The sequence below is a fragment of the Streptomyces sirii genome (assembly GCF_045690365.1).
GTDB lineage: Bacteria > Actinomycetota > Actinomycetes > Streptomycetales > Streptomycetaceae > Streptomyces > Streptomyces sirii.
In genome coordinates this window covers 458,534-469,968 of the sequence record NZ_CP147982.1, presented here as the reverse complement: position 1 = coordinate 469,968, position 11,435 = coordinate 458,534, and the positions used below count along the sequence as shown (strand labels likewise).

Sequence of the window (11,435 nt, the reverse complement as noted above, 5' to 3'; positions counted from 1 at the left end):
GACCCGTTCCTCCCCCCAGGCAGGCCCTTGTGGCCTGCGATCCGCGCGCCGGCGGGACCGCCCCGCCTCAGCCCCCCGCGCATCAGTAGGCCCCCTGGCCGTAGAGCACCGCACGCAGCGTCTTCCACAAGATCACTGTGTCCAGGGCGAGCGACCAGTCCTCCACGTAGCGCAGGTCCAGCCGGACCGCCTCCTCCCACGAAAGGTCGCTGCGTCCGCTGATCTGCCACAGGCCGGTGAGTCCGGGCTTGACCAGCAGCCGCCGCCGGATGTCCGGGCCGTACGCAGCGGACTCCTCCGGTAGCGGAGGCCGCGGACCGACGAGCGACATCGATCCGGTGAGCACGTTGAAAAGCTGCGGGAGCTCGTCGATCGAGTACCGGCGCAGCACTGCTCCCACCCGGGTCACCCGCGGATCCCGGCGGAGCTTGAACAGCAGCCCTGCACCCTCGTTGCGGTCGGCCAGCTGTGCACGGGCCCCGTCGGCCCCGGCGACCATGGTGCGGAACTTGAGAATGGTGAACTCGCGGCCGTCCTTGCCGACCCTGCGCTGGCAGTAGAACGCCCCACCCCGACTGTCCATCAGCACGAGCAGCCCGACGCACACCATCAGCGGCGCGAACAGCATCAGCAGGACCGCCGCGCCCATCCGGTCGACGACCCCTTTGACGGCTCGGCGGCCCCCGGTGAAGGTCGGCATGCTGACCCGCAGCAGTGGGATCCCGAGCACCGCGTCGACGTGCAGCCGCGGGCCGGCCACCTCCATCAGCACGGGGGCCACGACCATCTCGGCGTCGCTGCCTTCGAGGTTCCAGGCCAGCCGCTGCAGCCGGTCCGGTGACCAGTGCGGGTCCGGTGTTACCGCGACGACCCGGTAGCCGTCGCGGCGGACGTGGCCCGCGACGTCCGCCAGTCGGCCGACGACCGGCACTCCGTCCAGTTGGTCACCGTCGAGCCCGAGACCGTCCGTCGTGCACACCGCGTCCACCCGCCAGCCGAGGTGCGGGAACTTGCGGGTCCGGGTGATCAGGTCGTGCACGGTGGCCAGGCTCCCGGCAGCGAGCACCGGTCGCAGGCACCGTCCTTCCTTGCGCTGCTTGTGCAGTGAGAGGCGGAGCAGATACCGCTCGGTCATGATGACGAGCGCGATCGCGGGTATCGCGACGAATATCCAGAGTTTGATGTTGCGCGAAGTGAGGGCGATCCCGCCGAGCGCCAGAACGACGGTCGCCGTGAACAGTGAGCGTCCGAGTCGGCGGAACTCCTCGGCTCCTTGGCCGAGCACGGCCGGAGCCCACGCCCGGCTCACCGCAAGCGCTCCCAGCACCAGCAGCTCGGTGCAGAAGGCGAGAATCCCCCACTTCTCATGCCAGTTGGCCGCGTCCCGGGCCCCGAAGAAGTTGCCGATCGCCGCCACCACGAAGGCGGTGGCCACGGTATCGCTGGTGATCACGGTACGGCGGTACCGCTGCTCCCAGTCGATGGCGAGCCGACCGATCGCCCCGTTCAGCGGACGCCCGCGCGCCGACAGAAACGGGCTGACCAATTCCCCCTGCTGCACAGACCCCCCCAGGTCGCCAGTGGGCTCGACGTGTTCGCTCCACACGGTTCCTCCCCCCGGGAGGCGCCCCGCCCCCCGCACTGTTCCGCCCCTCGGGAGGCCCCCGCCCCCCGCGCCGCGCTGTTCCCTCCCTCGGGAGGCCCCCGCCCCCCGCGAATGACATCCCGCTATTGCAGCGCTACGTGAACACCCCACCCAGGCGGCAGCGGACTCGCATGTCCTGCCGAACTGTCGAGGTGCGCGGGAACCCGTCGAAACCTCGGGCTCCCCACCCAAGGCCCCCTCTCGGGCTCCAAGGATTGATCACCCCCACGTCTGGCGCCGGAGATGCGACTGCTGGCCGTCCATAGCGTCGGAGCCATAGATCATCATTTGTCGCCTCGTGTCCACATGTGAAGCACGGTCAATCTAGACCATCGGGGCCCGTCTGAAGAGGGGATGTGTGGAACTTGTGCTCAAGCTTTGAAGCTAGATCCACCGAACGGTCACCACCTGCGGGTGCTTGGCGACAATGACGCGCCTTGTGACCTGTGATGACGGGGGTTTTCCGGGTGCCGGCGCCGGCAAACCCGAGAGGCATCCAGGCCCTGCCAGCTGGGCCGTTGTCCTCGCGTCAGGAGATCGCGGTGAACTCTGCGTCGACGGTGGGGAGTTCGGGCGGCGCCCGGTAGGACAGCCCCCGCGTCAGGGCAGCCGCACGCCTCCAGCTCCTGCCGGAAACGGACGCTGCGGCCGTAAACCCCCATGCCCGCCGGCATGCTCCCGACCAGGAAAGATCGGCCACCTGACGAAGCGCTACTAGACATGTGGCTGATATGTGGAAGGCAGGCCGCCGCGCGGGTGAGGGTGACGTCTAGCGTGGATGTGGGTGGACCTTCGAAGCTCGCTCAGGCAGGCGGTGGTTGCTGCGGGCAGCTGACCGAGCGAGGAAGCCGATCGGCTGGGACCGACCTTCGATGTGTCCAACTCGTGAAGATCATTGCGCAGGTTCGACTACGGGCCCTCGTCAGGCCGGCTCCGCGCCCGCCGCCTCCGCACGCAACCGCTCCACCACCGGCCGGTAGTGGGCAAGGCCGTACGTCACCCAGCCCTCGGCATGCTCCCGTGCGGTACGCCCGTTGTACGGAACGTCGCGGACGCCGTGCCGCAGGATCTCCTCCACCAGCGCGAGCAGCATCTCGCCGGACACCTCGCGCTCGTGGTAACCGGTGTGGCCCAGCAGCACATGCAGGGCCGGTTCGCTCTCCCGCCCCACCGATGCGCCCGGCTCCTTGTCCGCACCCCGCGGATCGGTCCCCGGATCGAGAAGGAACCGCACACGGTTCAGATGCTCCGCCAGCTTCCGCGGGGAGCCGTGCGGCAGACGGTCCAGCAGCCGGCCGAGCGACATCCCTTCCAGGCACCCGCTCTCCGCGCCCGCGGAGACCAGGAACCGTAGCGTTTCCTCCGGATAGGGCAGGGTCGCAAGGGCCATGTCCAGCAGGGTGGCATCCAGCCGGTCCCGGACCCGGACGGGGGTGCCCGCCTCGACGAGCGCCCGGAGTATCCGCTCATGGCCGGCGTCCTCGATCACGGCGGCGCACGGCATCACCCGCCGCTTGCCGTCCAGCGCCGCAAAGTGCGGGGCGTTGCCGTACGCCGCCTGAAGTCCCGGGTCGGCCCCGGCGTCGAGGAGCGCGCGCACCGCGCCCAACTTCCGGTGGGCGACGGCGAGATGTAGCGCGCCCATACCGCGCTCGTCCAGCGCATCGACGCCCGCCCCTGCCTTCAGGGCCTGCGTCATGGCTGCGGTGTCGCCACGGCGGCTCGCCTCCAAGAGCGCGCGCTCGACTGCCGTTGGGGCACCCACCGGCTGGAGTTCGAGAATGCCGTAAGCCATCTCCTGGTGCGGCGGCGCCGCAGTGCTGAGGAATACGAAACGGGCGCCGGGGAAGAGCAAGGGCGCCGCGCCCACATAGAGGCCCTGGGAGAGCCGACCGGTCTCGGTGTCCATCGGCCCGGCGTACCCCAGCAGGACGGAGGCGACGAGGCGCCGCTCCGCCGAGCGGATGGGGGCCAGCCGTCGCCGGTCCTCCGCCGTCTCTTCCCTGCCGTCCAGGAGGACTTCGAGCGCTTCGGCCGCATCGTCGCACTCGAACGACTCCACGATGCCGGGAGCCAGTAGATCGAACGCATCGTAGAGCGAAGCGGCTTCGCCGAGCACTGCCACGTCCCGGAGCGCCTCCTCGGCGTCCTCGTCGAGGCCCTCGTCGTCGCAGTCCTCGTCGAAGTCCTCGTCCCGGGCGCCCTGCTCGTACGCCACGACCACATACCGCCCTCGGCAGAGCTCCGGGCGACGCCGGTCCTCCTCGGCCTCGGCCAGACAGCGCAGGGCAGCGTCAAGATCCAGTACGGCTTCCACGGCAGCATCCATGACCGCGAGTCTGACAGTGCCCACTGACAACCGGCCCCGCCGGAGGCGTCCCCGTCCCCCTTCAGCCGAACCACCGCGCCTCGGCCAACTCCTCGCCCCGCTCCGGGTCTTCGAGCAGAGCGGCCACTTCGAAGCGGCGGGGCCACTGGTCGGCGGCCCGGCCGGGGTCAGGGGCGGTTCAGACCCCATGTCTGCAGGGCGTAGGGCCGCCCCTTCTCCTCACCCGTGATCAGCGGCACATCGAGCAGGCTGAAGCCCGCCTTGGTTGCCACGGCGACACTCGCGACGTTCTCGGCCTCCAGCTCCAGGATCACCTGCCCCGCCCCCAGTTGCTCGAAGGCGTACGCGGCCATCATCCGGACCGCCCGCGCGGCCAGCCCCTGGCCGCGGTGCGCCGGGCCGATCGCGTAGCCGATCTCCGTGCCCTCGGGGGCACGCCGCAGCATCACCTCGCCGAGCGGTGTACCGCCGTCGACGGTGATGGCGAGCAGGATGGTCGCGCCCTCCGCCCGCAGCTGCCGGGCCCGGTCCAGCCGTGCACGGGCGGCCGCTTCGTCGAAGGGGGAGACGATCGGTGTCCAGTACGCGATGTCGGGGTGGTCGAACAGCTCCGGCATCGCGGCCAGGTCCGCCGCCGTCCAGTCGCGGAGGACGAGGCCCTCACCCGAGAGCTCGATCCGCTCGGGAAAGGACGGTGTGGTGCTGCTCATGGTGGGGGACCTCCCTGGCCCGTTCGGGACGAGGCAGGATATCCGGGGGCAGGCAAAGGCTCACCCGCGACGACGGCTCGGCGCGCTTCGTGGCGACACCCCGCCACTGTCCGTGTGCCGGTGGGTGCTCTGAGGGAAGGGCGGGCAGGAGTGACCAGGTCAGACGTTTGGTGTGGGGCTCGCCGCAGGCCCGCTCGGATGTTCCACCCTGATGTGGTCGTTGTTGACCGTGTCGTCACACGTCGATGCCCCAACAACCGCTGTGCGTCTCATGGATGGACGGAGTATCGTCGGTTTTGTCCGGATGCGCGACCCGCATCCTTGCGGGACGCGTATAGACCCGCACCAGAATTGGATTGGGTCGACATCATGACACGTAGATCAGTTACGGATTCCCCGAGGTGGACTCGCAGGCGCCGCCTCACGATCGCCTTGGTCGCGGCCGCCACAGCTGCAGGTGTCTCCTCGGTAGGCGCATGGTCTGCTGGCGGGCAATCCGCTGAGCACGGGGACTTCAGAGGGGCGGCCAAGGTCGCGATGGCCCCCCTGACTCCCGGCGCACCTGTGGACGCCCAGCATGTGACGATCAGCGACTTCGCCTTCTCGCCGTCAACCTTGACGGTCAGCAAGGGCACCACGGTGATGTGGACCAACAACGATTCGGCTCCGCACACGGTGACCAGCAGCGGCTCGGGCTCGCTGAATTCTCCGGATCTTGAAAGCGGCGATTCCTACACCTTCACGTTCAACTCCGCCGGCACGTTCAGCTACTACTGCGCGATCCACCCGTCCATGCACGGCACGGTAATAGTGAAGTGAGGTGAGACGTGGCAGTCGGCCCCTGTGGCCAGGCCCCGTTGGCTGCTGGAGCCGATGCTGCCGTGCGTTTGATGTGCGGTTGGTAGGCGGTCCCGTTTGCGTCATGGCGGGAGCGAGGCATGACGACGGTTCCCGGGTGGCAACCGGAAGAGATGCGACCATGAGCAACAGAGTCCCGCTGCGATGCGCACGACTGGTCGCGCTCGGCGCGGTACGCGTGCGACTCCTGCATGACGACAACGATTCCTGCATCGTGATGCAGGACATCGAAGGCAACGCAATTTGGCTGAGATCCCGGCAACGATAAGCCTGGCGATGGCATTGGCTTGAATCGTCGGCGGAATGAGGTCCCCGTCCGCCTCGAGTTCGGGGTGCGGGTTCACGTCGTGATCTCCTCAGCTCGTCATCGCTGATGGAGACGCCCAGGCGGTCGACGTTTCGCATCGGGTCCGTGGCCGCTCCCCGGAGGCCGTCCGCCTACGCCACTCGTGGCATCGATCACTGAAGTGGGGCTTCCGTCACCGCTGGAAGGGCCCGCCGCCTGCCGCGGCTCGCAACGCGGTTCGGCGGTCGGTCAGGGAAGGTTTGAGGGCGCAGAGAATGACGACGGCGGTCAGGGCGAAGGCCCAGGGGTAGCCGGCGCCGGCCGCGAACCAGCCGAACGTGGCGGCGCCGGCGCCCATGCCCGCGTCGTAGGCGCAGTTCCACAGCGCGCTGACGGTGCCGTACCCGGCGGTCGGAACACGTGCGTACATCAGCGTCAACGTTGCATTCTGGGCGATCCCGAAGCCGGCCCCGAACAGGCCGACTCCGACGATGACGGCCACCGGACTGCCCGTCAGGGCCGTCAGCAGCGTGCCGACGGCCGACAGCAGCAGACCGGGGAGCGGCAGAGCGGCGGAACCGCTCCGGTCCGAGTACCGTCCGGCGAGCCAACGAGCCAGCGTGGCCGCCGCGGGCTGAACGAACAGGGCCGCGGCGACGAGGCCCGTGGCCGACGCGGGGACGGCGAGCGGCAGGAACGTGACGATGATCCCGGCGGCAACGGCTGTGGCCGCGAAAACCACCGCAGGACGTAGCAGCTCCGGCCTACGCAACCCCTCGGTCATTCCGACGGGCCGCCCGGACACACGAAGACGGTCTGGCATGCCGGGCACCGCCGGGATGGCGGCGAGAGCGGCCACGGCCCCGGCGGTGAAGACCGCGCTGTGGCCCGCGTGCGCGGCCAGCCACACGCCCAACGGCAGTGCTACCAGAGAGGGCACGCCGCCGACGATGCCGACGAGCGCCAGCCCCTCACCGCGCCGTTCAGCCGGGATGAGCGCCGCCGTCAAGGCACCGCCCGCGACCACGGTGAACGCGAAGCCCAAGCCGCGCAGCAAGCAGACCGCGACGATGCACCACAGGTCCCGGGAGAACGTCAGCGCCAGCGCCGGCGCGCCCAACAGCCCCAGGCCGGCAGCCAGGACGACGCGGTAGCCGAAGTGGTTGACCAGGGCGGGGGTGGCGAGCTCGCCCACCACCGTGGCCAGCATCAGAGTGCCGGTGGCAAGCCCTGCCTGCCCGCCGCCCCCGCCGCTCGCGGCGTAGCCGGGGACGGCCGACAGCAGGAGGTAGAAGCTGGTCGAGGCACCCAGGATCGACACGAAGCGCAACAGCAACGGTCGGGTCATCAGCGGCGGACGCCGTGCAGGATCAAAGGGAATCGAATCGAGCGTATCGGTCATGGCAGGACGCTAAGAGCCCCACCGGCCCCCGGTAAGCTCCAGTTTCGTGCCTCTGGAGTGGTCCAGTTCCTCGCCGGATCTGCTGCTGGCCGTCGACCGGACCAGCGGCCGCCCGCTGCGCGCGCAGCTGGAACACGGCCTGCGGGACGCCATCCGCACCGGCCGCCTGGAGGTCGGCGAACGGCTGCCCTCCTCCCGGGAACTCGCCCGTGCGCTCGGCTTGTCCCGCGGCCTGGTACAGGAGTGCTACGCCCAGCTCCTCGCTGAGGGCTATCTGGTTACCCGCCCCGGTTCGGCCACCCGGGTGGCAGCCGGTGCGACGGCGACGTCCGTGAGTGCCCGGCCGCGGACCAGCGCCCCCCGTCTGGTGGCCGACTTCCGGTGGGGAGTACCGGACTTGGGATCCTTCCCGGTCCAGGACTGGTTGTGGGCCATGCGGGAGGCAGCGTGTCGCATGCCCACCGAGGAGTTCGACTACGGCGACCCGCGCGGCACCGAGGGCTTGCGCGAGGTCGTGGCTGGCTACCTGCGCCGGGTGCGCGCCGCCGCGGCCGACCCCGAGCACATCGTGGTCTGCAACGGCTACGCCCAGGGCCTCGGCCTCGCCCTGCGTGCCCTCGCGGACGCCGGCGTGCAGGCGGTGGCGTTCGAGGACCCCGGCTCACCCGCAACCGTTGCCGCGGCGGCCACCGCGGCCGGCATGCAGGCGGTCCCCGTGCCGGTCGACGAGCACGGCATCGACGTCCGTGCGCTGGCCGCCACCGACGCCCGAGCCGTCCTGGTCACCCCCGCCCACCAGTGGCCGACCGGCGTCGCCCTCGCACCGGAACGCCGGCTCGCCCTGATCGAGTGGGCCAGGGACCGCAACGCCTTCATCATCGAGGACGACTACGACGCCGAATTCCGCTACGACCGCGAACCCGTCGGCGCGCTCCAGGGCCTGGAACCACACCGGGTTGTCGGGCTGGGCACCGTCAGCAAGTCCCTCGCCCCCGCGTTGCGCATCGGATGGATGATCTGCCCGCCCGATCTAGCCGAACCCCTGGCCGAGCAGAAACAGCGCAGCGACCGCGGCACGCCCGCACTCGATCAGCACGCCCTGGCCAGACTGATCGAGTCCGGGCGCTTCGACCGCCACCTGCGCCGCATGCGCGCCACCTACGCGGCCCGCCGCGCCGCTCTGCTCGCCGCACTCGCCGAACACGCCCCCGAGCTGCCGGTCACCGGCCTCGCGGCAGGCTTCCACGCGGTCGCCCACCTGCCCGCCGATGCCGACGAACACCACGTCATCGCCGCTGCCCGCGCCCGCGCGGTGGGTCTCTACGGCATGAGCACCTGCCGCGCCTCGCACGCCGACACGCCCGCACAACTCGTCCTGGGCTTCGGCAACGTCAGCGAACGAGGCATCACAGCGGGCATCACCGCCATAAGCGATCTGCTCACCGGGCGGCCGAGAAGCACCCGCCTGTGACCTGTACCAACTGGCCCGCACGTCCGCGTGCGCCGGTTGGTGGTGGCCGGGCGGTCGCGGTCGCCGGTTTCTCTGCCGACCGTGCGCCGGCCGCCGCCTTCGGCGGGTGCTGCCGAGCTTCTTGATGTCGGCGTGGGCCGGTCTCGCCCGGCTGGGCTCGTGCGTAGTAGCTGAAAATTAGACGACAGTCGGGGTCCGGGCGCCCTAACGTCCGTAGGTATGGCACCTGTCCCCCCTAGCAGGCCGACGAGCGCACCGCGCTCATCGGGTGGCTGGATCTCCAACGGCAGATCCCGAGATGGAAGTGCGATGGCCTGAGTGAGGCGGACGCGCACCGGCCCGTCATCCCGACCTCGCCGGCGATGACGATGGCCGGGCTCATCAGCCGTATGCGGTGGGTCGAGCACACCTGGCTGGAGGTGCTGTTCCTCGGCGGTGACAAGACGCAGAACCCCGGCGGCCGGCCGCTGCCCACCGGCGGAAGGCGAGGAAGTGCGAGCCCTTTCGTTCAGACGCTTCGCTAGTTCAGCACCCACGACCGGCATCGTGCCGCACGAACATCACGTCACGTGAGACAACCTCTAAGCCTTGATTGGTGCGGCCGACCTGGCGGCCTGCTCGATCTTCGCGCAGTAGGCTGCGCGGGCTTCCTCGTCGATCTGCTGCTCGTATTCGGGGCGCACCCCGGTCCGGCCGTCGAGGCCCTCGCGCAGGATATCGGCGTGCCCGGCATGCCGGTTGGACTCGCCGAGGACATGGACCATGATGGCGAACAGGTTCGTGTTGGGATAAGGCTCCGGCCACCACGGCACGTGGCCGGGGGCGTCGAGGGGAAGCTCGTTGATCGTCGCGTCCGAGTGTTCCCACGTGCGCCGGTAGAACCCGATGATCTGATCGCGGGTCTCGTCCTCGGTCGCCCACAGATCGCTGCCGTTGGAGTCCTGCCACCGGGGCAGCGGTTCCGGGGAAGGGCGGTCGAAGACCTCGCCGAAGTACCTGGCCTCGACGGTGGCCACGTGTTTGACCAGGCCGAGGAGGTTGGTCCCGGTCGCTGTCAAAGGTCGGCGGGCGTCGTATTCGGACAAGCCGTCGAGTTTCCAGAGCAGCGCCTTGCGGTCCCGCCGCAGTCTCCCGTGCAGGTTGTCTTTCGCGAATTCATCGATCATGCGGCATGAGCCTGCCATGGGCTGCTCGTGGTCTCAAGATCCCCACCCGGCGGAGAGTAGTCGCCGCCCACGGTCTGTGGGTTCCCCGCAGCCGAACCGTTCATCAGACGCTTATCGGCGCCCTGTTTGATCTTGTGGAGGTCGCGAGACAGAGGAGAGAAGCGTGCTGAACGAGATGGTCTTCCGGAGTACGGATGCGCCGGCGGAGGACGGGTTGTCCTACTGGGCGGAGTGCCTTGGGAGGGCCTGTGCTCCCGCACGTTTGAGCAGCGACCGTGCACACGACTTCCGGGCGACCAAGCGTGTGCTGGCTCTCGGCGCCATGTCCATGTGGTCGGGCACGGTCGAGCAGTTGACGCTCCGCCGTACGTCGAACCTGATCCGGCGGTCCGACCCGGAGCAGCACCACCTCCTACTCATCGTGGAGGGGACCGGCGTAGGCACCTGGGACGACCACGAGGCCGTCTACCGGCCGTCGGACCTGCTCATCAACGACTCCTCGAAGCCGTGGGGGATACGCACCACAGGGTCCCCGGTTGTGACGGTGGGGCTTGAAATCCCCAAGACGCTGCTGCCGCTGCCTCGTGGAACAGCAGACCGCACGATCGCGCGGCCGATATCGGCTCGGGAGGGAATGGGCGCGCTGCTGGCGCAGTTCCTCACCCAACTGAGCACCGACACCACCGCATATGAGCCCTCCGACGGGCCCCGCCTGGGAACAGTGCTGATCGATCTGGTCGCCGCGCTCTTCGCCCACACCTTCGAAACCGACAAAGCACTGTCGACGGACACCCACCGCCGCACCCTCACCCTGCGCATCAAGCACTTCATCCAGCAGCACCTGCACGACCCCCACCTCACCCCGGCCGACATCGCGGCCGCGCACCACATCTCCCTCAGCTACCTCCACCGCCTCTTCCAGTACGAAGAGGCCACCGTCGCCGCCTGGATCCGCCTCCAACGTCTGGAAGCCGCGCGCCGCAACCTCACCGACCCGGCACTGCACTCCACCCCCATCCACGCCATCGCCGCCCGCTGGGGCTTCACCCACGCAGCCGACTTCAGCCGCGCCTTCCGCACCGCCTACGGACTTCCTCCCAGGGACTACCGACGCCAGGCACTCCAATCCTGAAGTGGACCCTCGTTAAGAAGCGTGGACTCACTGCTAACGACTCTCCAACCGAATCCCGGGATTCTTGGACGCATGCAGAGCTTCCCGCTCTGCGGCGAGTGAACTTGCCGGCGTCGCCTGCTCCGCCGAGCGAGCGAGGGCGCCCGACAGGAAAGCCAGCCCAGGCAACAACAGGGAATTTAGGGGGAAGCCCTTACAGTGCCGACGACCCACGGTTCCTGAAAAAGCGGAAGGCCGTCTCTCCCCATGCCGTCGCATCGGGATACCTGAAACATCACAGGAACACAGGAACAAGTGGGTTGCCCTCGTATACGCAAGACCGTCATGGCGATGGCATCCCTGACCGCTGCCGCCGCCCTCCTGCAGGGGAGCGAGTCCATAGCCGACAGGCCCCATGCGCCAACTCCCGCGCCGCCCACGCTCCCTCCGGGCCCCG

At 69.3% G+C, this 11,435-nt stretch carries 8 protein-coding genes and 1 pseudogene; 4 read left to right on the top strand and 5 right to left on the bottom strand.

All coding sequences use genetic code 11. The features are described from left to right. Nucleotides 1-82: 82 nt before the first annotated feature. The 3 genes from WAB15_RS02215 to WAB15_RS02205 all read right to left on the bottom strand — a co-directional run bounded on the left by WAB15_RS02215 (nucleotide 83) and on the right by WAB15_RS02205 (nucleotide 4,684). A complete protein-coding gene (locus WAB15_RS02215; protein ID WP_407285085.1) occupies nucleotides 83-1,561 on the bottom strand; it encodes a sugar transferase in 1,479 nt (492 codons plus the stop codon). A gap of 1,006 nt (nucleotides 1,562-2,567) precedes the next feature. Beyond that, a complete protein-coding gene (locus WAB15_RS02210; protein ID WP_407285084.1) occupies nucleotides 2,568-3,974 on the bottom strand; it encodes an ankyrin repeat domain-containing protein in 1,407 nt (468 codons plus the stop codon). 167 nt (nucleotides 3,975-4,141) lie between these two features. Then, nucleotides 4,142-4,684 (bottom strand): GNAT family N-acetyltransferase, encoded by a 543-nt coding sequence (locus WAB15_RS02205; protein WP_407285083.1) that lies wholly within the window; start codon nucleotides 4,682-4,684, stop codon nucleotides 4,142-4,144. Nucleotides 4,685-5,263: 579 nt separating this feature from the next. Here WAB15_RS02205 and WAB15_RS02200 point away from each other — a divergent pair. Beyond that, nucleotides 5,264-5,503, top strand: coding sequence for a cupredoxin family copper-binding protein (locus WAB15_RS02200; protein WP_407285082.1), 240 nt, complete (start codon nucleotides 5,264-5,266; stop codon nucleotides 5,501-5,503). 518 nt (nucleotides 5,504-6,021) lie between these two features. On the opposite strand, the gene WAB15_RS02195 is transcribed toward WAB15_RS02200, so the two are convergent. Continuing rightward, entirely contained in the window at nucleotides 6,022-7,230 is a 1,209-nt protein-coding gene (locus tag WAB15_RS02195) for an MFS transporter (RefSeq protein WP_407285081.1), read from the bottom strand. A gap of 46 nt (nucleotides 7,231-7,276) precedes the next feature. Between WAB15_RS02195 and WAB15_RS02190 the strand changes: the two genes are divergently transcribed. Further along, nucleotides 7,277-8,701, top strand: coding sequence for a PLP-dependent aminotransferase family protein (locus WAB15_RS02190; RefSeq protein WP_407285080.1), 1,425 nt, complete (start codon nucleotides 7,277-7,279; stop codon nucleotides 8,699-8,701). 263 nt (nucleotides 8,702-8,964) lie between these two features. Then, nucleotides 8,965-9,156 (top strand): annotated as a pseudogene (locus WAB15_RS02185) (DUF664 domain-containing protein); the annotation flags it as partial. Between the two features lie 126 nt (nucleotides 9,157-9,282). Here WAB15_RS02185 and WAB15_RS02180 read toward each other — a convergent pair. Beyond that, nucleotides 9,283-9,867 (bottom strand): DinB family protein, encoded by a 585-nt coding sequence (locus WAB15_RS02180; protein WP_407285079.1) that lies wholly within the window; start codon nucleotides 9,865-9,867, stop codon nucleotides 9,283-9,285. 163 nt (nucleotides 9,868-10,030) lie between these two features. Here WAB15_RS02180 and WAB15_RS02175 point away from each other — a divergent pair, with 163 nt between their 5' ends. Beyond that, nucleotides 10,031-10,999, top strand: coding sequence for a helix-turn-helix domain-containing protein (locus WAB15_RS02175; RefSeq protein ID WP_407285078.1), 969 nt, complete (start codon nucleotides 10,031-10,033; stop codon nucleotides 10,997-10,999). Nucleotides 11,000-11,435: the final 436 nt, after the last annotated feature.